Genomic DNA, 23,447 nt, shown 5'->3' on the forward strand with positions numbered 1-23,447 from the left:
AACTCGGAATGTCGTGAGAATGGCTTGACGGAGGGACTTCGGCCTCCTTCGGGCCCGACGTCCCCGTCCGTTTCGCGCCTTTTCGATGTGACGCTCGTCACCCCTCTCGACGAACCGGCCCCGGTCTCACCCGCGCCTCACCTGCTCGCCTACGATCCCTGGCATGACGGTGCCGCCTGACGTTCCTTCCACGCCGCAGCGAGGGCCGTTCGCACTCGCCGCCGACTTCCCCCCGGCCGAACGCGACCGGTGGCGGGAGCTGGTCAAGGGAGTGCTGCGCAAATCCGGCGCGGCCACCGAGGACACCCCCCTCGCCGACGTCGAGGGGCTGCTGACCCGGCGTTCCCATGACGGCATTCCCCTCGGCCCCCTGTACACGGCGGACGACACGGTTCCCGCCCGGCCCGGCCTCGCACCCCGGGTACGGGAGGTCCGCCCCGAGGGCGAGGGCCTGGCCGCCTGGGACGTGCGCCAGCGGCACACCGACCCCGACCCGGTCGCGACCAACGAGGCCGCCCTCACCGACCTGGAGAACGGCGCGACCTCCCTCTGGCTGACCGTCGGGGAGTCGGGCGTGCCGGTGGAGGCGCTGGCCCGGGCGCTGAAGGGCGTCCACCTCGATCTCGCGCCGGTCGTGCTGGACGCGGGCGCGCAGACCACGGAGGCCGCCGAGGCGTTCCTCGCCCTCATCGTGGAACGCGGCATGTCCGACACCGCCCTCGGCAACCTGGGCGTCGACCCCCTCGGCCTCGCCGCGCGCACCGGGGTGCCCGCCGAGGTCGCGTCGGCGGCGGCGCCGGCCGTCCGCTGCGCCCGCGAGTTCCCGAGGCTGCGCGCCGTCACCGTCGACGGCACCCCGTACCACGACGCGGGCGGCGCCGACGCCGAGGAGCTGGGCGCCGCGCTGGCCGCCGGGGTCGCCTACCTGCGGGCCCTCACCGAGGCCGGGCTGAGCGTGGAGGAGGCGTTCGGGCAGCTCGAGTTCCGCTACGCCGCCACCGCCGACCAGTTCACGACCATCGCCAAGCTGCGCGCCGCCCGCCGCCTGTGGGACCGGGTCGCGGAGGTCGGCGGGGCCGGGCCGGTCGTCCAGCGGCAGCACGCGGTGACGTCCTCGGCGATGATGACCCGCCACGACCCGTGGGTGAACATGCTCCGCACCACCGTGGCGTGCTTCGCCGCCGGGGTCGGCGGCGCGGACTCCGTCACCGTTCAGCCCTTCGACGCCCGGCTCGGGCTGCCGGACGCGTTCTCCCGGCGGATCGCCCGCAACACCCAGACCCTCCTGCTGGAGGAGTCGAGTCTGGCGCGCGTCGTCGACCCGGCCGGAGGCTCCTGGTTCGTGGAGCGGCTGACCGACGACCTCGCCCGTGCGGCGTGGGAGTGGTTCACCGAGATCGAGCGCGCCGGGGGAGCCGCCGAGGCCCTGTCCTCCGGGCTGGTCGCCGACCGGCTCGCGGCCACCTGGGAACGCCGCCGCAAGGACGTCGCCCGACGCAAGGCCCCGATCACCGGCGTCAGCGAGTACCCCGACCTGGCCGAGACCCCGCCCGAACGCGCCCCCGCCCCCGAGCCGCCGGGCGGCGGCCTGCCGAGGGTGAGCCACGCCCAGGACTTCGAGGCGCTGCGCGACCGTTCGGACGCCCACCTCGCGGCGACGGGGGAGCGGCCCAAGGTCTTCCTGGCCACGCTCGGGCCGATCGCGGTGCACACCGCGCGGGCCGGTTTCGCCGCCAACCTGTTCCAGGCGGGCGGCATCGAGACGATCACCGGTGAGCCCGACGCGTTCGCGGCGAGCGGCGCGCGGGTCGCCTGCGTGTGCTCCGGCGACAAGGTCTACGAGGACCGGGCCGCCGAGGCCGCGCGCGTCCTCAAGGAGGCCGGCGCGGTACGGGTCTGGCTTGCGGGTAAGGGTTCCTACGAAGGGGTGGACGCGAACGTCTACGCCGGCTGCGACGCCGTCGAGACGCTGCGGACGGCCCTGCGCGATCTGGGAGTGGCCGAATGATCCCCGATTTCTCCGACGTGGAGCTGGGCCCGGCGACCCGGCCGGACGAGGCCGAGCAGCGGTGGCGGGCGGCGGTCTCCGAGGCCACCGGCAAGAGTCCCGAGGACTTCACCTGGGACACCCCCGAGGGCATCGACGTCAAGCCCCTCTACACCGCCGACGACCTGGCCGGGCTCGACTTCCTCGACACCTACCCCGGCATCGCCCCGTACCTGCGCGGGCCGTACGCCCCCATGTACGTCACGCAGCCGTGGACGATCCGCCAGTACGCGGGCTTCTCCACCGCCGAGGAGTCCAACGCCTTCTATCGGCGCAACCTGGCCGCCGGTCAGAAGGGCCTGTCGGTCGCGTTCGACCTGGCCACCCACCGGGGCTATGACAGCGACCACCCCCGGGTGCACGGCGACGTCGGCATGGCGGGCGTGGCGATCGACTCGATCCTGGACATGCGGCGGCTCTTCGAGGGCATCCCGCTGGACCGGATGAGCGTGTCGATGACCATGAACGGCGCGGTGCTGCCGGTGCTGGCGCTCTACATCGTGGCCGCCGAGGAGCAGGGGGTGGCGCCCGAGCGGTTGGCGGGGACCATCCAGAACGACATCCTCAAGGAGTTCATGGTCCGCAACACCTACATCTACCCGCCGGGCCCGTCGATGCGGATCATCTCCGACATCTTCGCGTTCACCTCCCGGCGGATGCCGAGATTCAACTCCATCTCGATCTCCGGCTACCACATCCAGGAGGCCGGGGCCACGGCCGACCTGGAGCTGGCCTACACCCTCGCCGACGGGGTGGAGTACATCCGCGCCGGCCGGGAGGCGGGCCTGGACGTGGACGCCTTCGCGCCGCGTCTGTCGTTCTTCTGGGCCATCGGCATGAACTTCTTCATGGAGGTCGCCAAGCTCCGCGCCGCGCGACTGCTCTGGGCCAAGCTGGTCCGCGGGTTCGAGCCCACGAACGCCAAGTCGCTGTCGCTGCGCACCCACTCCCAGACCTCCGGCTGGTCGCTGACCGCGCAGGACGTGTTCAACAACGTCGCGCGGACCTGCGTGGAGGCGATGGCCGCCACCCAGGGCCACACCCAGTCGCTGCACACCAACGCGCTGGACGAGGCGCTCGCGCTCCCCAGCGACTTCTCCGCCCGCATCGCCCGCAACACCCAGTTGCTGCTCCAGCAGGAGTCCGGCACGACCCGTCCCATCGACCCCTGGGGCGGCAGCGCCTACGTGGAACGCCTCACCCATGACCTGGCCCGACGCGCCTGGGACCACATCCAGGAGGTCGAGGCCGCCGGGGGCATGGCGAGGGCCATCGACGAGGGGCTGCCCAAGCTCCGCATCGAGGAGGCCGCGGCCCGCACCCAGGCCCGCATCGACTCCGGCCGGCAGCCGGTCGTCGGCGTCAACAAGTACCGACCCGGCACGGACGACGTCCTCGACGTGCTCAAGGTCGACAACGCCGCCGTCCGGGCGCAGCAGATCGCCAAGCTGGAACGACTCCGTTCCGGTCGCTCCGAGGAGGACTGCCGCGCCGCGCTCGACGCCCTGACCGCGGCGGCCGGCGCGGCGCAGGAGGGCACCCGAGGGCCCGGGCTGGAGCAGAACCTGCTGGCCCTGGCCATCGACGCGGCCCGCGCCCAGGCCACCGTCGGCGAGATCTCCGACGCCCTGGAGAAGGCGTACGGGCGGCACTCGGCGCACGTCCGTACCATTTCCGGTGTGTACCGCGACGAGGCCGGACCCGCCGACAACATCGAGCGCGCCCGCGCGGCGACGGTGGGGTTCGAGGACGCCGAGGGCCGCCGCCCGCGCATCCTGGTCGCCAAGATGGGCCAGGACGGCCACGACCGCGGCCAGAAGGTCATCGCCACCGGCTTCGCCGACCTGGGCTTCGACGTGGACGTGGGCCCGCTGTTCCAGACGCCGGGCGAGGTCGCCCGTCAGGCCGTGGAGGCCGACGTGCACATCGTCGGCGTCAACTCGCTGGCCGCCGGACACCTCACGCTGGTGCCCGCGCTGCGCGAGGAACTCGCCGCCCTCGGACGGGACGACATCATGATCGTCGTCGGCGGGGTCATCCCGCCCGGCGACTTCGACGAGCTCCGCGCCGCCGGGGCCGCCGCGATCTTCCCGCCGGGCACGGTGCTCGCCGACGCCGCGCTGGACCTCCTCACGGGGCTGGCCGCCCGACTCGGTCACGCGTCGTCCGGGCACGGCTGAGTCGATGCCCGGTCCGGACGACTATGTGACCGGGGTGCGGGAGGGCTCCCGGGCGTGGATCGCCCGGGCGATCACCCTCGTGGAGTCCACCCGCCCCGACCATCGCGAACTGGCCCAACGGGTGCTGGCCGAGCTGACCCCGTACGCCGGCGGGGCGCGCCGGGTCGGGATCACGGGCGTGCCCGGGGTCGGCAAGTCCACGTTCATCGACACCCTCGGCACCGCCCTGACCGGTGCGGGCCACCGCGTCGCGGTCCTCGCCGTCGACCCGTCCTCCACCAAGACGGGCGGCAGCATCCTCGGCGACAAGACGCGCATGCATCGGCTGGCCGTCGACCCGAACGCCTTCGTGCGCCCGTCGCCCACCGCCGGGACCCTCGGCGGCGTCGCCAAGGCGACCCGCGAGGCGATGGTGGTGATGGAGGCCGCCGGGTACGACGTGGTGCTGGTCGAGACGGTGGGTGTCGGCCAGTCGGAGACCACGGTCGCCGAGATGGTCGACTCCTTCCTCTTCCTCACCCTCGCCCGCACGGGCGACCAGCTCCAGGGCATCAAGAAGGGCGTCCTCGAACTCGCGGACGTCATTGCGGTCAACAAGGCCGACGGCCCCGACGCGATGGTGGCCGCCAAGGCCGCCCGCGAACTGGCGGGGGCCCTGCGGATGTTGCGTCCGGTCTCCGGCGACTCCCGCGCGGTGCCGGTCCTGACCTGCAGTGCCCGTGACGACGTCGGGCTGGACGAGGTGTGGCGGCACATCGTCGACCACCAGGATCGCCTCGCCGCCACGGGAGGGTTGGCCGCCCGCCGTCGCGACCAGCAGGTCCGGTGGACCTGGGCGATGGTCCACGACCGGCTGCTCACCGACCTGCACGCCCACCCCGCCGTCCGCGATCTGGCGCCGGCCCTGGAACGCCGGGTCATCGAGGGCACCGTCACCCCGTCCCAGGCGGCGGCGCAGCTCCTTGACGCCTTCTCTCGGACCTCGACCACGCTCTCGGGATCCGGTGCTCGACTCCCCGACCCCTCGACGGACGACCGCGCCGCGGGCTGAGGCGTCGAGTCCTTCTGCGGAAGGCGGTCTCGGTCGGCGATCTGTGGGCGCGTGCTCCGGGTCGTTCGGGGTCCTCTTGTTCGGGTTTCACGGCCTAAGGCGTTGAGGGAACAAGTGGGTAACGGACCGCACGGAACAGTCGTCCTCCGCGACCGAGCGGGGTGGGTGACTTTGGGTCGTTCTCGGCCGTTCTCGTCCGGCCGGGGGAGTGGTCACGGACGGCTCGGCGACGGTGCGATTCGTTCGGTCGCGTCCGGATTTCTGCTGGTTGGCGGCGTGATTCCGGGACGAACGGCCACGTGGGGCGTTTCGGCCGGGTCGGGCGGTGAACTGGTCACGAGTTGATTCGGGGGCCGTCCTGACCGCCCGGACATCCGATAGGAATGAGGAATGGACGTCATCGCGCTCAGTGATCCGACGGACGCGCAGATCGAGGAATGGCAGGCGGTCGCCGCCGCCGTCTGGGCCCATGACCATCCCGACGAACCCGCCCCGGAACCCGAGCAGGTGCGGGCGCGGCTGATGGTGCCCCCGATGGCCTCCCGCAACCTCATGTGGACGGCCCGCGACGCGACGGGCCGCACGTGCGGGGTCGCCTACCTGCGCCTGCCGGACGACGTCGGCCGCGCGGGGGAGGTCGACGTGCAGGTCCTCCCCGAGGCCCGCCGCCGCGGCATCGGCACCCGCCTGCTGGCGGCGGCGGCCGACGGGCTGCGCGCCGGGTACTGCAAGACGGTCATCGTCCAGGCCCTCGCCGGGACGCCCGCGGTGCCGTTCCTGGAGGCCCGCGGGTTCCATTGCGTGCTGTCGCTGCGCGGGATGCTGCTGCGCCTGGACGAGGTCGACGCGTCCCAGGTCGCCGAGCTGGTCGCGGCCGGACATCCCGACTATCGCCTCCTGCGCTGGACGGGCACCGTGGCCGAGGGGCTGGCCGGGGAGCTGGCCATGGCGAAGCGGGCGATGGCCGACATGTCGCTGGGCGACATGACGGCGTTCCGCTGGGACGCCGATCGGGTCCGCGAGATGGCCGAGACCGTCACGGCGCGCGGTGAGACGCTCTACACCGTCGCCGCCCTGCACGGTCCGGCCTCCGCGCCGCGCATCGCCGGGTTCACCGAGGTCGTGGTGTCGGCGGCCGCCCCGGAACGGGCCTCGCAGTACGACACGGCCGTGGTGCCCGAGCATCGGGGCAGGCGGCTGGGCATCTGGCTCAAGGCCGCGATGCTGGAGTGGCTGCGGGACGAACGCCCCGACGTGCGGGAGATCGAGACCGACAACGCGGACGACAACTCCCACATGCTCGCGGTGAACGAGGAGCTGGGGTTCCGCCGCGAGCGCGACTACCTCGACTTCCAGGCCGACACGAGCGACCTGCCCACCACCGCCTGCTGAACGGTCGTCCACAGAATCGCGTTCGGCTTTCGCCCGCCCGGCCCTCCGGAGAGCCTGGACCTGCACGCCCCCGACGCGCAGGAGGCCCCGATGGGCACGATGCTCACCCTGACCATCCCCGAGTCCACCACCACCCGTTTCCTCATCGCCGCCGATGACGGCACGGCCCCCGGCATCCAACGATTGCGCGACTCGCTGCCCGCCGGAGGGCCGGCCCGGACCGCGCGCGACCTGCTGGCCTCCCCGCTCCTGGTGGTCACCGGCAGCCGTGCCGCCGACTCGCCCTGGACGTCCCGCGCGGACGGCCTCGGCGGCGGCACCGCCGACCTCGGCGCGCTGCGATCGGCCCGCCACCACCTGGTGGTCACCTCGATCGCCACCCCCGCCGCCCAGCCCCGCCACGCCCAGGCCGCCCGCCTCGTCGCGCGCACCCTCGCCACCGCCACCGGCGGCCGCGTCGTCGACCTGGCCGCCAACCAGTTCGTCACCGACCCCACCGAGCCCGAACGCGACCGCTTCACGCTGGGCGACGACTGGCTGGGCGTCTTCGTGGGCCCCGACCACGGCCCCACCCTGCGCGCCGACACCGCCGGCCTCCACCGCTTCGGCCTCCCCGAGCTGCTGGCCCGCCGCGTCCCCTACGGCCGCCTGCTCACCGCCGTCAGCATCCTGCGCGGCTTAGCCCACGGCATCCTCACCGACCACCGCGCCTGGCTCGCCACCACCCCGGGCGCCGCCACCTGGACCCTCCCCGCCACCCGCACCCTCCAGCCGGCCGACATCCTCGCCTACTGGGGAGTGGACCGCCCCCTCACCGGCACCCCCTTGCCCCTCCGCCTGACCCCTTCCACCAGCGACTGCCCAGAGTGCACCACCGCCCTCGAGCTGACCCCTCCCACCGACCAACCCCACTGGTGGCACACCACCGCAGCCCCGGCCGTCCCCGCCTCCCTGGAGGACCCACATGCCCCCTCCCACACGTGAACACCACCCACGCGCCCTCACCCCTCCACCCCACGAGAACGCGAGCCGCTCCCACCCGTCGGCGTGCCCCCGCCATTCCCCACATCCTTGGAAGGAGCCCCATGGCCCTCACACCCGTGACCGCACCCGGGACCCAGCCCCTCCGGCCCCCGATGGCGAGCCCCGCCCGTGGTCCGGTGGCGTGCTTCCGTGATGCCCAGGTGCGTGGGGGGACGTGACGCCGCACGCGTGAGCACGGCGTGCTCCCCGCACCCCCACGTCGCGAGGGCACGACCCGCGCAGCGTTTCGGTGAGGTACCTCCCTGATGCCCAGGTGCGTGGAGGAGCCGCATGGCCCGCATGGTGTGAACACGCGTTCCTGCCCCCTGGTCTTCCGACCCCCTCCAGGGCCCAAGCCGTCCTTCGTGCGGTGGCGTGCTTCCGTCATGACCCGGCGAGAGAAAGAGCCACGACCCCACACGCGCGAGCGCAGCGCGTTCCCTAACTCCTCACTCCGCGAACGAGTCCCGCCTGCCAACCGGTGGCGTCCACCCGCCATGCCCAGCCCTTGGAGGAGCCATTTGACCCCTCATGTTGTGAATGCCGCGCCGATGCCCTCTCCCACCACTCCGCGAGGACGCGACCCGCCCGCCGACTCCCGGCTGGTGGCCTGCGGTGGGGTAGCCGATCCGGTGGCCGGTCCATCGGGCGGCCAGCGCCACCAGGGTCTGCAACGGCACGTCGGTGGTGGCGTGGCCCGCCATGCCCCGTCGCTCCGGAGGTGCGCCGCGTGGCCCCTGCACGTGAACGCGGCCCAGCTTTGCTCCTCCATCCCACGAGGATGTGGCCGTGCCCGTCAGAGCCACCGCAATGCCCTACCTCCTGGAGGAGCCCAGGCCGGCCCATGAGGAACGGCTGGCCGCGCCACCACGACGTCGGGCCGCCCGCAGAAGGGCCTTTGTCTGGTGCCGAACGAGAGTCGTCGCACCGGTGGTGTCCGACGTCTTGGGGCCGCATGACTGCCACTCACTTGCGTGCCGTGACGTTCCGCGCCCGTCCTGCGGGTTGGCGGCTGGACCTGCCGCCGACCGGTAGGTGGACCGCCGCCACCACCATCCCGCCTTCTGAAGGAGACGCATGACCCCACGATCCCGAGCCTCACAGCGCCTGGCGTCGCTTGGGCGGCCGGCCCGGCTCTCGTCTTGGTGCTGTGCATGGGCCGATCGGCCTACCGGCCGGGTCCGGCCTGCGGTCGGTGCCCGGTCCATGGCCGTTCGGGTTACCGGAAAATGCCTTGCCCGCAAGTGGCCGGAAAGGCACTCTGATCAAGGCCGCTCGAACTGGGCGGAATTGGAGGAATTCGGTGGACATTCCCCTGTAGTTCAGCAGGCACATCGGCACGCCGTTATTGCGAGAGGGCAGGGTCGGACGCGCGGCATGGCGGGGGAGCGTCGAGAGGAGGCGGACCGTGAACGTGCTCGTCCTGAACGCGTCGTACGAGCCGTTACAGCAAGTGGACCTGCGGCACGCCATCCGCATGCTCGTGCGCGGGGTGGCCGTCGTCGAGGAGGCGGAGGAGGGCCGGACGATCGGCCGCTATCCCGTGCCGCGGGTGCTCAGGCTCGTTCGCTACGTCGCCATGCGGTGGCGCTACGGCAGGCGCCCGCCATGGAGCAAGCGCGGCGTCCACCTGCGCGACCGCGGCCTGTGCGGCTACTGCGGCAAGCGCGGGCACACCATCGACCACGTCGTACCGCAGTCGCGCGGCGGTGCCGACACGTGGGAGAACACCGTGTTGGCCTGCGGCCGATGCAACAACCGCAAGGGCAACCGAACCCCGGCCGAGGCCGGCCTGAAGCTGCGCGTCCCGCCGCGCGTTCCCCACTGGGACGAGCTTTTCGGTCGCCGCTGACATCGGTCCACGTCATAACGGACAGCCTTACCGCGCACCCATCTCGGCGAGCCGGGGCCGCCTCTGCACACCTCACAGGTGCGGAACGGCCCCGGCGCCGTCTTCGTCCTTTGCGCTGGAGTCCCGCCCCGCCCTGCCCTGCCCTGCCCTGCCCTGCCCCGCCCTGCCCCGCCCCGCCCCGCCCCGCCCCGGCCCGGCCCGGGGCGGGGCAGGGCAGGGCGAAACGCGTCATGGAACGTGGTTGACGATGGCGGAACCGACCTTTCGGTGGGTCCCGACCGCGGGACGGAACGGTCTGTGGTTCGGACGGGAGCACAGGGGCATGCGGTGCGCCATTCGAGGTGCCGTTGCCGGGCTGGCGGCGCACCTGCGCGCTCGGCGGACGTGCAGTGCTGTCGGGCCCGTTCGGGGATGAGGCGCTGAGCGATCGGACCGGCTTGGGTGAGGTGCTCTGCTGACGGACCGGCTTCGGGGTGCCGTGCTGTGCGGTCTGACCGCCTTCGGGGTGTGTCGGACCGGCTTCGGGAGGGGGCGCTGGGCGGTCGGACCGGCTTCGGGGTGCGGTGCTGTGCACTCGGACCGGCTTCGGGGTGAGGCGCTGAGCGGTCGGCCGGCTTTGGGATGAGGTCCTGCTGTCGGGCCGACTTTGGGGTGCGGTGCTGTGCTGTCGGGCCAGCTTGGGTGAGGTGCTGTGCTGTCGGGCCGGCTTTGGAGAGAGGTGCTGTGCCGTCGGCCCCGGCTTCGGGGTGCGGTGCTGAGCGTCGGACCGGCTTGGGTGGGGTGCTGTGCCGTCGGGCTGGCTGTGGGGTGAGGTGCTGTGCTGTCGGGCCGTTTGGGGGGGCGAGGCGCTGTGTCGTCGGGCCGGCTGCGGGCGGCGTGTTGGGGTGGGGCCGGCTGTGGTGCTGTTGGGGGGCCGGGCGGTTGGGGTGTCTGACTTGTAGGGGTGCTGGGTGTTCGTGGTCGCTGGTCTTTGGAGTCGGAGGTGAGTTGGTGTGTCATAGCTGGTGACGGAACGTGGTAGCGTGCCGCAAATCGTCTGGACGGCACGAGGAGAGATACGTGGCGGCCATCGAGCCGGTCGGCGGCAGGCGGGGATCGCGGGATGGCGGGCGTCGGCGTCGGGGATGGAAGAGATCCGCGGTGGTCGTGGTGCTGGTCGCGGCGGGTGCGCTGACGCCGGGATCCGGGGCCGCCGGGGCGCTGCACGGGAAGCCTAAGGATCCCGAGAAGGAGCTGGCGAAGCTCACGAAGCGCGCCGCGCAGCTCTCGAAGGAGTACCGCGGGGAACTGGTCGCGCTCGAGGAGGCCAAGGACGCCGCAGACCGTGCCGCCGAGGACGCCCGCCGGTTCAACCGGGAGTGGGAGCGTTCACGGACGGTGATCAGTCGGTTGGCGGCGCAGTCCTACATGAACGGTCGCATGGCCGCGGTCCCGCTGATCGCCGGGGCCGACCCCGGGGGGATGATCAGGGACGCCGCCGTGCTCGAGCATCTGAGCTCCAGCAACGCGCGGCGGGTGTGGACCGTTCAGGTGCTGGCGGCCCGGGCGGATCGATCGCGTCAGCTCGCCGAGACCAAGGTGGCCGAGGTCCGGGAGCAGATCGAGGACTTGGAGAAGCAGCGGGCGCGGGTCAAGAAACTGTTGGCCAAATATCGTCCCGAGCCGCCTTCCAGCGGTGGCGGGCGGCCCGACGGCGTCCGGGGCACGAAGTCCCCGATCGTCGGCAACTCGATGACGGCGCGGATGCGTTCCGTGCTGGTGGCCATCGACGGCAAGTACGGGGCGTTCCCGACCATCGGCTGTTATCGCAGCGGCGACCCGCAGGATCACGGCCAGGGTCAGGCGTGCGACTTCATGGAGACGACCGGCGGCCGTATGCCCAGCGCCAACGCACGGGCCCACGGTGACGCGGTGGCCCAGTACGCCACCGGCAACGCGTCGAGGCTCGGCATCAAGTACGTCATCTGGCGGCAGCGGATCTGGGACGTGCGCAGCGGTGGCGGCTGGCGTTCCATGGAGGATCGCGGCAGCGTGACCGCCAACCACTACGACCACATTCACATCTCGGTGCTGTGACGTCCCCGGATTTCGACGGGCGGACGCCACTCTCGCATCGGCGGTGAAACGCGCGCGCCCCGGTCGTGAGGCCGGCGCTGGTCGGAACGGTCCATGGCACGGCCACCGAAATTCCTTCAGCCATGCGCGATGGGGACCGGTCGGAGGCGCCTCAGTCCAACTGCAGGACCGAGAGGACATTGCCCGCCGGGTCCTTGAACCAGGCGATCGGCGGCCCGCCCTTGCGCATGATGCCTTTCGAGTCCACGATGTCGTACATCTCGAAGACGACGCCGCGTTCGGCGAGTCGGTCGACCGCGGAATCGATGTCGTCGACCGGAAAATTCAGGATGGTGAACGTCGCCGGCGTGTGATTCTCCTTGGGATAGACGAGGATGGGACGGTCGCCCGCGATGTGCAGAGTGAGCATTCCGTTCTCCTCCGTCACCCGCAGGCCCAGCGTCTCTCCGTAAAAGCGCTTGGCCGCCGGGATATCGTCCACGGAGAAGCCGCTGAACGCCTTGGTGCTCTCGAACACGGGATTCCTTTCTCAGTGATGTGCGCAGTCGCCCGCGACCATCGTACGGCGGTGTATCGGGCCACCTATGTCACGATGAACGGGCCACCCCGACAGGACGTTCCGCATATCGGCGGTGGCGACATTTCGTTCCCCGGCCACCACCATCCCGGACGAGCGCGCATGGGCCCGGCGGCAGCGACACCGGGCCGCACGCGCCGATGCGGCGGGACGGCGAGACATGATCGGGACCTTGCCCGCTCAGGACGTCCGATGAACACCGAACCCGGGGAAGGGCGACGGCCGTCCGCGTGCGACGCCTGCTCACGCGGCCATGATCCGGCTTCCGCGCCCGGCCCTGAGGCGCCACCGACCGAGCAGGAACGGGCTGCGGTCCGTCCCGGGCCACGTGGTCGCGACTCGTGTTTCGCGTTCGGCTCGGACGTGAGGTGGCCATCGAAGGACGGCGGCCACCCGCTTGCGACGCTCCATCGGTCGTGATCGTGTCCCGCTCGGCTTGGACGCGGGAACGGCTAGGGAGGGCGTCGGCCGCCCGCTCCGAGGCACCGAGTCGCCCGGCCGTGGTCGGGTTCCCGCGCTCGCCCTGGAGGCGGGAACGGCTAGGGAGGGGGCCGGCCGCCCCGGGACACCGTGTCGTCCGGCCGTGGTCGGGATCCCGCGCTCGGCTTGGACGCGGGGACCGGCCGAGGAGGGGCGGCGGTCGCTCGCCCAAGACGCGTGGTCGCGCGGTCGTGATCCGGGTTCCGTGCCCGGCTCGGCCGTGGGACCGGCCATGGAAGGACGGTGGCCGCTCGCCCGTGACGCCCCGCAGCGTGCTTGCGCTTCGGGTCTCGTGCTCGCCAGGGGTGGGGGCCGGGCTTTGGAGGGGCGCTGGCCGCTCGCGCGGCGGGTGGCCATGACCTGGGTTCCGTGCCCGGCTCGGATGTGGACATCGATCACGAAGGCCGGCGGTCACCCGCCTGCGACGCCCCGCACCGTGCTTGCGCTTCGGGTCTCGTGCTCGCCAGGGGTGGGGGCCGGGCTTTGGACGGGCGCTGGCCGCTCGCGCGGCGGGTGGCCATGACCTGGGTTCCGTGACCGGCTCGGGTGTGGACATCGGTCACGGAAGCCGGCGGTCACCCGCCTGCGACGCCCCGTACCACGCTCGCGATTCGGGTCCCGCGCTCGGTTGGGAGGGAACCAGCCTGGAGGCTCGTTGGCCGTTCGCCCGCGACGCGCCGTTGCGCGGTCGTGATCCAGATCCGTGTTCGGCCTGGACGCGAGACCGGCCATGGAGGGCAGTGGCCACTTGTCTGGGAGGCGTGGTTGCGGTCCCGGTTTCGCGTTCGGCTTGGGGGAGAACGCCACGGAGGGGTGGTGGCTGGTCGCCTGGGGTGCATGGGGCGTGCGGTCGTGGTCTGGGGTTCGTGCCATGTCCGAGGGGCCGGAGTGGAGTGCGGCGGTTCGGGAGATCATGTTGTTCGACCCGGAAGCACGATCCCCGACAGGGGGATCGGTACGACGACGCGAAGCTGAGGAAGCCCCATGACCGAGTGGACGACGATCCGGTTCGACGCGCCGAGTGACGGGGTGCGTCGGATCACCCTCGCCGATGCCGAGCGACGCAACGCCATCGGTGCCGTCATGCGCGAGGAGTTGATCGCGGCCGTGGGGGCTGTGCGGGAGGACGGGGACGCGCGGGTGCTGGTGGTGGCGGCGGAGGGCACGAGCTTCTGCTCGGGGGCGGACCTTCCCGCGCTGTTCGGTGAGCCGGGGCGTGCCGTGGGGGAGATCCGTCGGGGGCTGCGCTCGTACTACGAGAGCTTCCTCGTGCTGCGCGGCCTCGAGATCCCCACCATCGCCGCCGTCCAGGGGCCCGCCGTGGGGGCGGGGCTCAACCTGGCGCTGTGCTGCGACCTTCGCATCGCCGGACCAGGGGCCGGGTTCGCCGCGACGTTCTCGAAGATCGGACTGCATCCGGGAGGCGGCTGCACGTACTTCCTCACCCGGGAACTCGGCGCGCAGCGCGCCTTGGCGCTGTTGCTGGAGGGCGGTGCGCTGACCGCCGAGGAGGCCCTCGCCGAGGGGCTGGTGCTGTCGATCGCCGAGGACCCCGTCGCCGCCGCGCTGGACCTGGCACGCGCGCAGGCCGGGCTGCGCACCGACCTGGCACGGGACATCAAGCGCGCGGTGCGACTGGCGGCCGAGGGAGATCTGGAGGCGGTGATCGAGTTCGAGTCCTGGGCTCAGGCGGAGACGGCCACCCATCCGGAGATCGCCGAATTCGCGGCACGGTTCGCAGGGGGCAAATGATCCCGAGATGGCGGACCCCGCGACCATGGTGGGAGAAATGGTGGATTCGACCGGCACCATCCCGCCATTCGAGGAACCCGATGGGACCTGCGATTCCCGACCGACACGAGTGGAGTCGGGGCCATGCGGCGGGCGTGAACGCGCGATCGTCCGTACGGAGCGCGAACGATGTGCGGAACACGTTCGCCGCCGAATGCGTCGGCGGACCGGATCAAGGACCCCGATGCCGCCGCGACCGTAAGAGAAGAAAGCACTCTCCGAGATGACGCGTCCCGGCGTCTAGGATCGACGTATGACGCTCCCTCTCCAGGGTGGTGACGGCCCTTCCGCGTCGTTCGCCGTTCCGTCCGGTCATGTGGCCGACGCCGTGGAGAGGGTGCGGACCGCGCGGGTCCTGAACGTGCTCGAGCCCCCGTCCGGCCTCGGCGCCCTCCACGAACAGGGCCTCTGGGACTTCGAACGGCGGGTGGGCGTCACACGGATGATGACGCGGAGCGGTCCGGTCGATCGCCTGTACGCCGGTCCGGACGTCTACCGGTTGCTGACCCCGGAGGAGCAGGACGAGACCGGCAAGATCTGGCGCCGTGAGACGTCGGACGGGGAGCGCCGGGACAACTGGGAGACCGAGCGCGCCGAGACGGTCGCCTCCCTGCGCCGCCTCGCGGAGCCGGTGGCCGTGACCGTCGAGACGGCGGACGGTGAAAGGCTCCACCGCGTCTCGTTGCGCATCAGAACCCGGCCTCACACCGGGGATCCGCTGCTTGACGCGCTCCACTCGTACGTCCGCAGCAGGCGCATCAGACGGCTGGGGTTCGAGGCCTGGCTCACCGACGACGGCGAGCTCCGCCAGACCCGCGAACACTCCGTGCACGGCGCGCGGCTCCGCCGAGGGTGGAGTTCCAGCCAGTACTGCTGGGATTTCGGACTGGACGTCGGGGAGCTCTCTCCGCCGGCGCCCGACCAGATCCTCGACGAGGGTGACGGCGGCCCGCCGCGCGGGCTGGTCGTCCTGATCGACGGCGAGGTCAGCCGCTACTGACCCACGGCCCGGAACCGACGGCGCTCGGCGGACGTCACACCGATATGACCGCCTTCGTCGCGATCTTCTTCATCACGTCCCTGCCCGGCCTGGTCCTGCTCCTGTTCGGGTTGGCCGCCGTCGACCGGATGGGCCAGATGGGCAACCGTCATCTGCGGCTGCCGTGGCGCCGCTCCGAGGACGGCCGCTCGATCGCCGCCCCCGGCCTGGAGGAGTTCGACGCCCTCTACAACTCCGCCAAGCGCCACGAACTCCGGGAACGCCGGACCTCCCTGATGCTGCGTGACGAGGAGGGCGACGCCGCGCCCCCGCGCGACCGCGTCGACCTCGACGCGGGCATCGCCGTCATCCGCCGCCCCGACTCGCCCCACATCCGCTGAACGCGCGCCCCGGCCCCTCCCGAGGCCGGGGCGGGCGCGGTCACTCGAACAGGTCGGGCTGCTCGCGGGTGATCTGGTCGAAGAGCGGCTGGTAGTTGATCCAGCCCACCAGGTCGTTGCCGATCTGCTGGTGGGTGAGGACCGCGTTCTCGTGCTCGATGGGGACCACCCGGCCGGCGGCCTTGGCCAGGAGCTGGACCTGGCACGAGCGCTCCATGGTGATGAACCACCACGCGGCGGCGTCGACGCTGTCGCCCACCGTCAGCAGCCCGTGGTTGCGCAGGATGACGGCCTTGTGGCCGCCGAGGGCGGCGGCGATGCGCTTGCCCTCCTCCAGGTCGGTGACCACGCCGGTGTAGTCGTCGAACAGCCCATGGTCCTGGTAGAACGCGCACACGTCCTGGGTGATGGGCTCCAGCAACTCGCCGAGCGCCGAGATCGCCCGCCCGTGGGTGGAGTGGCTGTGCGCGGCGGCCACCACGTCGGGCCGCGCCTGGTGCACCTGCGAGTGGATGGCGAACGCGGCCTCGTTGACCGGATACCGCCCCTCGACGACCTTGCCCGCGTGGTCGACCAGGATCAGGTCGCTGACCCGGACGTGCTTGAACGACATGCCGAACGGGTTGACCCAGAAATGGTCGGTGTGCTCGGGGTCGCGGGCGGTGATGTGACCGGCCACGCCCTCCTCGAACCCGAGCTTGCCGAAGACGCGCAGCGCCGCGGCCAGCCGCTCCTTGCGATGCCTGCGCTCGTCCTCGACGTCGTCGAACGACGGGGGCAGCCGGAAGATCAGGTCGGTGGCCAGCTTGTCGAGGAACTTCTCTTCGTCGGACATCCGATGGACCCTTCATGCTCGCGTCCCCTCACCCAACCCCGCGCGGGACCCGCTCGCCTAGGCTGGGCGCGTCCAAGCGTGACACGGGTCATTGTCCGTTTCGGACAACCGGCCGGGGAACGAGGTGATCGTGGACGACGAGCGGGCGACCGACTTCCTCGAGCTGCTCCGCGAGCGCGCCCGGGACCCCGAACTCCTGGAGACCACGATCAGGGCGGCCCGCAGCAGGTCGCCCCTGGTCGCCGCGCTGCCCGAGGAGGAGACCCGGCGGCACACCCGGGCCCTGCTGGAGGGCGCCATCGACGCCCTGACCGGCGACGGGGAGCCGGGGGAGCGCGCGCTCACGGCGGCCGGGCGGCTCGGCTCCGACCGGGCCCGTCAGGGCGTTCCGGTGGCGGCGCTGCTGGACGGATTCCAGGCCGGTCGCTTCCATCTGGTGCAGGCGCTCATCGACGAGGGGCTGCGGCTGGGGGTGCCCGCCGAGCTGCTCCTGCGGAGCGTCACCCGCATCGACGCCATCACCACCGCCCTGGTGCACCGCATGGTCCACGCCCATCGCGTCACGGAACTGGAGATGGCCCGCACCACCCGTGAGGGCCGGGTCCAGATGCTGCGTCAGTTGCTGCACGGCGAGCCCGTGGCGGTGTCGGCCCCCCTCGACCCGTCCGTCCCGTACCACTGCGTGGTCAGCGACATCAGCGATCCGGCGGTGGCGCAGCGCCTCGAACCCGTTCTGTGCGGAGCGGGGAACGGCCTGTCCGGGCTGGTCGACGGACGGCTGGCGGCGCTCACCGCGCGCCTGCCCGCCGCGTCCGACCTGCCCGCCGGTACCCCGCTGCTGGTCGCGGCCCCGCCGGTCCGGCTGCCGGACGTCGCGGACCTGTACGACCTGGCCCGTCGGGCGCTGCGGGCCGCCCTTCCGCACGGATCCGACGGGCTGCGTCCGCTCGCCGAGCTGGCCCTGGTGACCGCCACGGCCTCCGAACCGTCCCTCGGCCGTCTGCTGGCGGGGGAGCTGCTGGCCGGGCTGGCCCCCGACGACGCGTTCCACCGGGAGCTGGCGGAGACCGCGTTGGCCTACCTGGACCACGGTGGGCGCGTCGATCCGACGGCCGCCGCGATCCACGTCCACCCCAACACGGTCAAGTACCGGCTCCGCCGCCTTCAGGAGATCACCGGCCGTTCGCTCGCCGCCGAGGGGCCTCACGCGGTCTCGTCCACCGCGCACTGGTGGTGGGCCCTGCACGCCTGGCTCCGCTGAACGTTCTGTCGGTCCCGGATGATGGGATGAATGCACCGGACCGTCGAGGTGAGGGAGACGTCGTGCGTTTGGGCGTGATGATGTGGCCGATCCGGTCCTGGGCCGAGAGCCGTGATCTGTGGGCGCGGGCCGAGGAGCTGGGTTTCGACCACGGTTGGGTGGCCGACCACCTCGCCTGGCGGGGGCACACCCCGTGGTTCGACGGCTACTCGACCCTGACGGCGGCCGCCACGGTCACCTCGACGATGCGGTTGGGCACCCTGGTCACCTCGCCCAACTTCCGCCATCCGGTCCCCGCCGCCCACGCCCTGCGGGCTCTCGACGACATCAGCGGCGGCCGCCTCACCGTGGGCATCGGCGCCGGGGGCGTCGCCCGCACCTCCGACGCCGGCGTGCTCGGCGACGACTGGACCCCGGGGGAGCGCGCGGGCCGGTTCGCCGAGTGGGTGACGCTGCTCGACCGCCTCCTGCGCGGTCCCGAGACCACGTACGAGGGCGCCTACTACTCGGCGCGGGAGGTCGTCACCGCCCCCGGCTGCGTGCAGCGCCCCCGCCCCCCTTTCGCCGTGGCCGCCAACGGCCCACGCGGCATGCGCCTGGCCGCCCGCCTGGCCGACATCTGGGTCACCAACGCGATCACCCCGGGCGCCGAAGGCCCCGAGGAGACCGTCCGCTCCCTGCACACGAGGCTGGGGGCCGCCTGCGAGGCCGAGGAACGCGACCCCTCCACCCTCCGTCGCCTGCTCCTGACGGGCTTCACCGACGAGCCGTGGCTGGAGTCGCCCGCCGCCTTCGAGGACCTCGCCGGCCGCTACGCCGCCCTGGGCATCACCGACCTCGTCGTCCACTGGCCCCGCCCCGGCACCGCCTGGGACGCCGACCCCACCGTCTTCGAGACGATCGCCCGGACCCATGGCGGCTGACCCTTGGACCTGACCGCCCCCGGCACCGGGTGGGACGCCGACCCATCGTCGAGGAGGTCGGCCCCTGGCGGCAGGGCGGCCCGTCGTGGTCGTGTACTGGCCCGGTCCGGCGCCTCCTGGGCGGGCGACCTCTGTCTACGAGGTGAGCCCCTGGGGCGATCGCGGTCGGGTGCTCGGAGTGCGGCGGGAGCAGGTCGTTCGTGGGCTCCACGGCTGGGGGCCGGCGGGGTGGGAGGGTTCCTGGGGAAGCGGCCGGTGCGGGGGCGTCGGGTCTGAGATGCTGGCCGGTGCCGCCGGAGTCGGACCGAGGAGTCTGTGATGCCGTACGTGCTGGTGGGGCTGGCGATCGCGGCGGAGGTGATGGCGACGTTGTCGTTGCGGGCCTCCGAGGGGTTCACCAAGTGGGGGCCCTCGGCGGTGGTGGTGGTCGGCTACATCGTGTCGTTCATCCTGCTGGCCAAGGCGCTGACCTCGCTCAACGTGGGGCCCGTGTACGCGATCTGGTCGGCCTTGGGGACGATCGGGGCGTTCGTCGGCGGTGTGCTGCTCTTCGACGAGCCGGTGCGGCCGGTGGCCATCGCGGGCGCCGCCATCATCGTGGTGGGGGTGGTCGTGATGAACGTGGGCGGCGGGATGAGTCACGGGTGAGCCGTCTGCGGCGTGAGTGCCGGGTGAGCTCCTGACCCAGCGCGAAGGCCAGCCAGGCGAGGGCGGTGGCGTCGTCGATCACCCCGACCGGCAGGAGCACGTCCGGGACGATGTCCAGCGGGGACAGGATGTAGAGGGTCGCGGCGACCATCCCGGCGATCTTGCCCTTGCCGGTGCGGTACTCGGCGTCGGGGACGGCGGAGCGCGCGCGGCGGGCCGTGCGCCCCAGGCGGACGACGCCCGCGATCAGCAGGGCGGCGCCGACGACCATCGTCGCGTAGGCGGGTGCGGTGAGGTCGCCCCCGACCGCGAACGCCAGGACCGCGCCGACGGTCAGCGCCGCGATGCCGAGCCAGTGCATGGACCCGTCTCCAACAGGGGGAAAGCGTCTCGCAGTGCGGTATGTCCGCCCTGCCGTCGTTCATGCCTCGCGACGCGGCTCAGCGGTGGTCGAGCGCCACCCGGACGCCGATGGCGATCAGCAGGACACCCGCGATCCCGTCCAGCGCCCGCCGGGCGCGTTCGCCGCGCAGCAGGCGGGAGACCGGGTTCAGCGCCAGGCTGAACAGCCGCCACCACACCACCGCGAGGCCCAGGAAGATCAGGGCCAGCACCGCCGTCGTCCGCAGCCGCGGTTCGCCCGGGCCGACGAACTGCGGCAGGAGGGTGAGGAACAGGAGGGCGATCTTGGGATTGAGCAGGTTGGTCAGCAGCCCCTGCCGGAACGCCGCGCCCCGGGCCGCCGCCGCCGCGTCGTCCCCCGGAACGTCCCCCGGAACGTCCCCGACGGCGACAGGGGCCGGTCGGCTCCGCCGCAGGGATCCGAGGAGCATGCGAACGCCCAGGTACGCCAGGTAGACCGCGCCCGCCGTCTTGACCGCCGTGTAGGCGCCGGCGGAGGCGGCCAGCACGGCCGACAGGCCCAGGACGGCCGCCGCGGCGTGGCAGGAGATGCCCAGGCAGCAGCCGAGGCCGGTGAGCCACGCGGCGTGGGGCCCGAGGCGCAGCCCGTTGCGGAGCACCAGGAGCATGTCCGGGCCCGGCGTCACGGTCAGGACCGCCACGACGCCGAGGAACGGGAGCAGCATTTCGGGCATGACGCCCCATGTTAGGCGCGGGCGGAGCGGACGCCGTCAGGACTTGGCGCGGTGGACGACCTGCAGTTCGGTGAAGCCGTGCAGGCCCCACGGTCCGTTCTCCACGCCCAGCCCGCTCCACTTGAAGCCCCCGAACGGCTGGTGCGGGGCCAGCGCCACGTGGGTGTTCACCCAGGCGGTGCCGCATTCCAGGCGAGCGGCGACCTCGGCTGCGCGGTCGGTGTCGGTGCCCCAGACGGAGCCGGACAGGCCGAACTCGGTGCCGTTGGCGCGGGCGACGGCGTCCTCGAGGTCGGAGTAGCGCACCACGGGGAGGGCGGGCCCGAACTGCTCCTCGTCCACGATGCGGGAGCCGTCGTCGACGCCGGCCACGATGGTCGGCTCGAAGAAGTAGCCCGGCCCGTCGATGGGCCGCCCGCCCGCCGCGGCCCTGCCGCCGCCGGCGAGGGCGTCGGCGACCAGTTCCGAGACGCGCTCGAACTGGGGCCGGTTCTGGATCGGGCCGTACTGGACGCCCTCGTCCATGCCGTTGCCGACCCTGGCCGACCGGGCCCGCTCCGCCAGCGCCTCCACCAGGTCGTCGTGCAGCGCGTCCGGCACGTACACGCGCTTGATCGCCGAGCAGGTCTGCCCGTTGTTGAAGAACGCACCGGCGAACAACCGGTCGGCGACCGCGGCCACGTCGGCGTCCTCCAGTACGATCGCCGGGTCGTTGCCGCCCAGCTCCAGGGTGACCCGCTTGAGGTCGGGCGCGGCCGAGGCGGCGACCTTCTTGCCGGTCGGCACGCTGCCGGTGAACGAGATCTTGCGCGGCACGGGGTGTTCGGTCATCCAGGCGCCGAGCCGGTCGCCGCCGCTGACCACGTTGAGCACGCCGGGCGGCAGGACCCCGCGCAGCAGTTCGCCGAGCCTGAGGGTGGTCAGCGGCGTGTACGGGGAGGGCTTGAGCACCACGGTGTTGCCGGCGAGCAGGGCGGGGCCCAGCTTCCAGGCGGCCAGCAGCACCGGGAAGTTCCAGGGCGTGATGGCCGCGACCACGCCCATCGGCCGCCGGACGACCTCCACGAACGCGCGGGCGTCGTCCTGGATGACCTCGCGGGGGAGCTCCAGCTCGGCGAAGTACTTCAGCCACACCCCGGTGCCGATGATCTCCATGGTGGCGTCCTGCAGGCACTTGCCCTGCTCGGCGGTCAGCACCGGGGCCAGGTCGGCCGCCGAGGCGAACAGCGCCTCGGCCGCCGCCAGGAGCGCGGCGCGGCGGGCCGGCTCGTCGCTCCGCCACACGGGGAACGCGTCGGCGGCCGACGCCATCGCCTCGTCGAGCTGCTCACGGGAGCAGTCCGGGGCCTCGGCGTGCTCGGCGCCGGTCGCGGGGTTCACGACCCCGAATGTCCCGGGGGCGGTCACGCCCTCGCCCGCGATCGTCATCGTGAAGTGGCTCACCGCTGTGGTTCCTCCTGGCGCCGGGGCAGAACGCCGTTCAGTATTGCGTGGCGCGGGGCGCGCCACCAGCCCCGGCGCGCGGCGGGGACGGGCACGGCCGCCCCCCGCGGGCGTGACGGGCGCGGGGGACGGCCGTGGTCCCGGGGTCAGAGGTCGAGCAGGCGGTCGAAGAAGTCCCGGTAGTCGCGCAGGGCCAGACGGAGCCGTTCGGTGTCGCCCTCCTCGTCGCGGACGGCGTCCAGCGCGCCCTTGCGCTCCTGCAGTCGGTCGGCGAGGACGCGCAGCGCCTCCGAGGCCAGCGCGTCGGCCCGGCGCACCGCGTCACGGGGATCGTCGACGAACGAGGACTGCACCTCGCGCCAGCGGTGCCGGAACCCCGGCACGGCGTCCGCGTCCATGAAGCGTTCCGGATGGGCGGTCGGATGGGGCGGGCTGGGGAACGAGGTGGCGACCTCGTCCTCGGCCATCACGGGCTCGGACAGGGATCCGCCCCGCTGCCGGACGGGCGACGGCGGCGGGCCCGCGACGCGGATGTCGGTGGAGTCGACCTCCCCGGTGCCGGCGGCCCGGGCCAGATCGTTGCGTTCGGCGCGGCCGTCGTCACCGGACGGCGACCCGGCGCCGGCGCCCGCATCGGACGGGGCGTCGGACAGCGGAACGGGCCGGTGCGGCGGGTTCGGCATCGAGGTCATCCCCCCTGCCGCTCGGCGGCGTCCCGACCGGCGGGGTCGGGTCGGGTGTCGGCCCGCCCCGCCTCGGCGCCCCGGGCCTCACGGGGGACGGAGACCGGCCGGGAGGCCGCGGGGGTGTCGCCGTCGGGCTTCATGAGCAGATCCTCGAAGAGCGCGCGATAGTGCACCATCGCCTGCCGCAGATCCTCGGTGGACGCCTGGCCGTCGGCGGCGCGGACGCTGATCAGATGGCCGCGTCGGTACTGGTCGAGGGTGCGGCCGTGCTCCACCGACAGGTGCGCCACGCGGTCCTCGAAGTCGCGGGTGGGGTAGCCGCGATCGGCCATCACGGTCGTCACCAGCCGATCGGCGTGCTCGACCGCCGACTCGGGCGCGTCGACGAACTGTTCCTGGACGTGGGTCCACTGCTCGCGGTAGAGCTCGCGCTGTCGGGCGTCGAGCGGGCGCAGGTCGAGCTCCTGGTGCCGTTCGCGGCGGGCGCGCAGCTCGCGTTCGGCGGCGGCGCGGCCGCCGTGCCGTTCCACCGCGCGGTCGTACTCGGATCCGAACTGCCGGCGGAGCCGCCCCGTGCGCGACCGGGACCACAGCAGGACCCCGGCCGCGGCGAGGACCGCCACGACCACGACGGCGATGACGACCATCAGTGCGGTCGACATGATCTGCCTCCGGACGTGTGTCGAAGTGAATGACCGCCCGATG

20 protein-coding genes are annotated in these 23,447 nt (G+C 72.6%); 13 read left to right on the forward strand and 7 right to left on the reverse strand.

What is annotated here, in order from left to right:
• Positions 1 to 163 precede the first annotated feature (163 nt).
• The 7 genes from DFJ69_RS27820 (at position 164) to DFJ69_RS27855 (ending at position 11,621) form a co-directional block, all read left to right on the forward strand.
• The gene (locus DFJ69_RS27820) at positions 164 to 2,008 is read left to right on the forward strand and encodes a methylmalonyl-CoA mutase family protein (RefSeq protein ID WP_116025313.1); all 1,845 of its coding nucleotides are present in this window, start codon (positions 164 to 166) and stop codon (positions 2,006 to 2,008) included.
• Positions 2,005 to 4,227, forward strand: coding sequence for a methylmalonyl-CoA mutase (gene scpA / locus DFJ69_RS27825; protein ID WP_116025314.1), 2,223 nt, complete (start codon positions 2,005 to 2,007; stop codon positions 4,225 to 4,227). The genes DFJ69_RS27820 and scpA overlap by 4 nt, the downstream gene beginning before the upstream one ends.
• Positions 4,228 to 4,231: 4 nt before the next feature.
• On the forward strand, positions 4,232 to 5,278 hold the full coding sequence (meaB, locus tag DFJ69_RS27830) for a methylmalonyl Co-A mutase-associated GTPase MeaB (protein ID WP_116025315.1): 1,047 nt from the start codon (positions 4,232 to 4,234) through the stop codon (positions 5,276 to 5,278).
• A 390-nt stretch (positions 5,279 to 5,668) separates the two neighbouring features.
• The gene (locus DFJ69_RS27835) at positions 5,669 to 6,670 is read left to right on the forward strand and encodes a GNAT family N-acetyltransferase (protein WP_116025316.1); all 1,002 of its coding nucleotides are present in this window, start codon (positions 5,669 to 5,671) and stop codon (positions 6,668 to 6,670) included.
• Between the two features lie 90 nt (positions 6,671 to 6,760).
• On the forward strand, positions 6,761 to 7,654 hold the full coding sequence (locus DFJ69_RS27840; protein ID WP_116025317.1) for a hypothetical protein: 894 nt from the start codon (positions 6,761 to 6,763) through the stop codon (positions 7,652 to 7,654).
• 1,447 nt (positions 7,655 to 9,101) lie between these two features.
• Complete coding sequence (locus DFJ69_RS27845) at positions 9,102 to 9,545, forward strand: HNH endonuclease (protein WP_116025318.1); 444 nt, start codon at positions 9,102 to 9,104, stop codon at positions 9,543 to 9,545.
• A gap of 1,059 nt (positions 9,546 to 10,604) precedes the next feature.
• On the forward strand, positions 10,605 to 11,621 hold the full coding sequence (locus DFJ69_RS27855; protein ID WP_245974606.1) for a VldE C-terminal domain-containing protein: 1,017 nt from the start codon (positions 10,605 to 10,607) through the stop codon (positions 11,619 to 11,621).
• A 151-nt stretch (positions 11,622 to 11,772) separates the two neighbouring features.
• On the opposite strand, the gene DFJ69_RS27860 is transcribed toward DFJ69_RS27855, so the two are convergent.
• Complete coding sequence (locus DFJ69_RS27860) at positions 11,773 to 12,138, reverse strand: VOC family protein (RefSeq protein ID WP_116025320.1); 366 nt, start codon at positions 12,136 to 12,138, stop codon at positions 11,773 to 11,775.
• A 1,524-nt stretch (positions 12,139 to 13,662) separates the two neighbouring features.
• Between DFJ69_RS27860 and DFJ69_RS27865 the strand changes: the two genes are divergently transcribed.
• The 3 genes from DFJ69_RS27865 (at position 13,663) to DFJ69_RS27875 (ending at position 15,849) form a co-directional block, all read left to right on the forward strand.
• Positions 13,663 to 14,430 (forward strand): enoyl-CoA hydratase, encoded by a 768-nt coding sequence (locus DFJ69_RS27865; protein WP_116025321.1) that lies wholly within the window; start codon positions 13,663 to 13,665, stop codon positions 14,428 to 14,430.
• A 292-nt stretch (positions 14,431 to 14,722) separates the two neighbouring features.
• Positions 14,723 to 15,469: a hypothetical protein gene (locus DFJ69_RS27870; RefSeq protein WP_116025322.1), complete on the forward strand. Its 747-nt coding sequence runs from the start codon at positions 14,723 to 14,725 to the stop codon at positions 15,467 to 15,469.
• A 44-nt stretch (positions 15,470 to 15,513) separates the two neighbouring features.
• Positions 15,514 to 15,849: a DUF6191 domain-containing protein gene (locus DFJ69_RS27875; protein WP_116025323.1), complete on the forward strand. Its 336-nt coding sequence runs from the start codon at positions 15,514 to 15,516 to the stop codon at positions 15,847 to 15,849.
• Between the two features lie 40 nt (positions 15,850 to 15,889).
• On the opposite strand, the gene DFJ69_RS27880 is transcribed toward DFJ69_RS27875, so the two are convergent.
• Positions 15,890 to 16,684, reverse strand: a complete 795-nt coding sequence (locus DFJ69_RS27880; protein ID WP_116025324.1) for a class II aldolase/adducin family protein — start codon at positions 16,682 to 16,684, stop codon at positions 15,890 to 15,892.
• A gap of 130 nt (positions 16,685 to 16,814) precedes the next feature.
• On the opposite strand from DFJ69_RS27880, the gene DFJ69_RS27885 reads away from it, so the two are divergent.
• From DFJ69_RS27885 to DFJ69_RS27895, 3 genes are all read left to right on the forward strand, one after another.
• Positions 16,815 to 17,945 carry an RsbRD N-terminal domain-containing protein gene (locus tag DFJ69_RS27885; protein ID WP_116026976.1) on the forward strand — a complete coding sequence of 377 codons (1,131 nt, stop codon included), beginning with the start codon at positions 16,815 to 16,817 and terminating at the stop codon, positions 17,943 to 17,945.
• Positions 17,946 to 18,007: 62 nt separating this feature from the next.
• Entirely contained in the window at positions 18,008 to 18,868 is an 861-nt protein-coding gene (locus DFJ69_RS27890; protein WP_245974607.1) for an LLM class flavin-dependent oxidoreductase, read from the forward strand.
• 318 nt (positions 18,869 to 19,186) lie between these two features.
• On the forward strand, positions 19,187 to 19,516 hold the full coding sequence (locus tag DFJ69_RS27895; RefSeq protein WP_116025325.1) for a DMT family transporter: 330 nt from the start codon (positions 19,187 to 19,189) through the stop codon (positions 19,514 to 19,516).
• On the opposite strand, the gene DFJ69_RS27900 is transcribed toward DFJ69_RS27895, so the two are convergent.
• From DFJ69_RS27900 to DFJ69_RS27920, 5 genes are all read right to left on the reverse strand, one after another.
• The gene (locus tag DFJ69_RS27900) at positions 19,461 to 19,877 is read right to left on the reverse strand and encodes a YkvA family protein (RefSeq protein WP_116025326.1); all 417 of its coding nucleotides are present in this window, start codon (positions 19,875 to 19,877) and stop codon (positions 19,461 to 19,463) included. The genes DFJ69_RS27895 and DFJ69_RS27900 overlap by 56 nt on opposite strands.
• Before the next feature lie 79 nt (positions 19,878 to 19,956).
• Positions 19,957 to 20,613, reverse strand: coding sequence for a LysE family translocator (locus DFJ69_RS27905; RefSeq protein ID WP_116025327.1), 657 nt, complete (start codon positions 20,611 to 20,613; stop codon positions 19,957 to 19,959).
• A 36-nt stretch (positions 20,614 to 20,649) separates the two neighbouring features.
• Positions 20,650 to 22,056, reverse strand: coding sequence for an aldehyde dehydrogenase family protein (locus tag DFJ69_RS27910; protein WP_211328811.1), 1,407 nt, complete (start codon positions 22,054 to 22,056; stop codon positions 20,650 to 20,652).
• A gap of 146 nt (positions 22,057 to 22,202) precedes the next feature.
• Positions 22,203 to 22,739, reverse strand: coding sequence for a hypothetical protein (locus DFJ69_RS27915; protein WP_147312430.1), 537 nt, complete (start codon positions 22,737 to 22,739; stop codon positions 22,203 to 22,205).
• 5 nt (positions 22,740 to 22,744) lie between these two features.
• Positions 22,745 to 23,404: a hypothetical protein gene (locus DFJ69_RS27920; RefSeq protein ID WP_116025329.1), complete on the reverse strand. Its 660-nt coding sequence runs from the start codon at positions 23,402 to 23,404 to the stop codon at positions 22,745 to 22,747.
• Between the last annotated feature and the right edge of the window lie 43 nt (positions 23,405 to 23,447).

This window comes from Thermomonospora umbrina (genome assembly GCF_003386555.1).
GTDB lineage: Bacteria > Actinomycetota > Actinomycetes > Streptosporangiales > Streptosporangiaceae > Thermomonospora > Thermomonospora umbrina.

Bases quoted from the DNA above. Each gene is read 5' to 3' on its own strand.
- DFJ69_RS27820 (WP_116025313.1), top strand. From the start codon at position 164: ATGACGGTGCCGCCTGACGTTCCTTCCACGCCGCAGCGAGGGCCGTTC.
- scpA (WP_116025314.1), top strand. From the start codon at position 2,005: ATGATCCCCGATTTCTCCGACGTGGAGCTGGGCCCGGCGACCCGGCCG.
- meaB (WP_116025315.1), top strand. From the start codon at position 4,232: ATGCCCGGTCCGGACGACTATGTGACCGGGGTGCGGGAGGGCTCCCGG.
- DFJ69_RS27835 (WP_116025316.1), top strand. From the start codon at position 5,669: ATGGACGTCATCGCGCTCAGTGATCCGACGGACGCGCAGATCGAGGAA.
- DFJ69_RS27840 (WP_116025317.1), top strand. From the start codon at position 6,761: ATGGGCACGATGCTCACCCTGACCATCCCCGAGTCCACCACCACCCGT.
- DFJ69_RS27865 (WP_116025321.1), top strand. From the start codon at position 13,663: ATGACCGAGTGGACGACGATCCGGTTCGACGCGCCGAGTGACGGGGTG.
- DFJ69_RS27870 (WP_116025322.1), top strand. From the start codon at position 14,723: ATGACGCTCCCTCTCCAGGGTGGTGACGGCCCTTCCGCGTCGTTCGCC.
- DFJ69_RS27875 (WP_116025323.1), top strand. From the start codon at position 15,514: ATGACCGCCTTCGTCGCGATCTTCTTCATCACGTCCCTGCCCGGCCTG.
- DFJ69_RS27880 (WP_116025324.1), bottom strand. From the start codon at position 16,684: ATGTCCGACGAAGAGAAGTTCCTCGACAAGCTGGCCACCGACCTGATC.
- DFJ69_RS27895 (WP_116025325.1), top strand. From the start codon at position 19,187: ATGCCGTACGTGCTGGTGGGGCTGGCGATCGCGGCGGAGGTGATGGCG.
- DFJ69_RS27900 (WP_116025326.1), bottom strand. From the start codon at position 19,877: ATGCACTGGCTCGGCATCGCGGCGCTGACCGTCGGCGCGGTCCTGGCG.
- DFJ69_RS27905 (WP_116025327.1), bottom strand. From the start codon at position 20,613: ATGCCCGAAATGCTGCTCCCGTTCCTCGGCGTCGTGGCGGTCCTGACC.
- DFJ69_RS27915 (WP_147312430.1), bottom strand. From the start codon at position 22,739: ATGCCGAACCCGCCGCACCGGCCCGTTCCGCTGTCCGACGCCCCGTCC.
- DFJ69_RS27920 (WP_116025329.1), bottom strand. From the start codon at position 23,404: ATGTCGACCGCACTGATGGTCGTCATCGCCGTCGTGGTCGTGGCGGTC.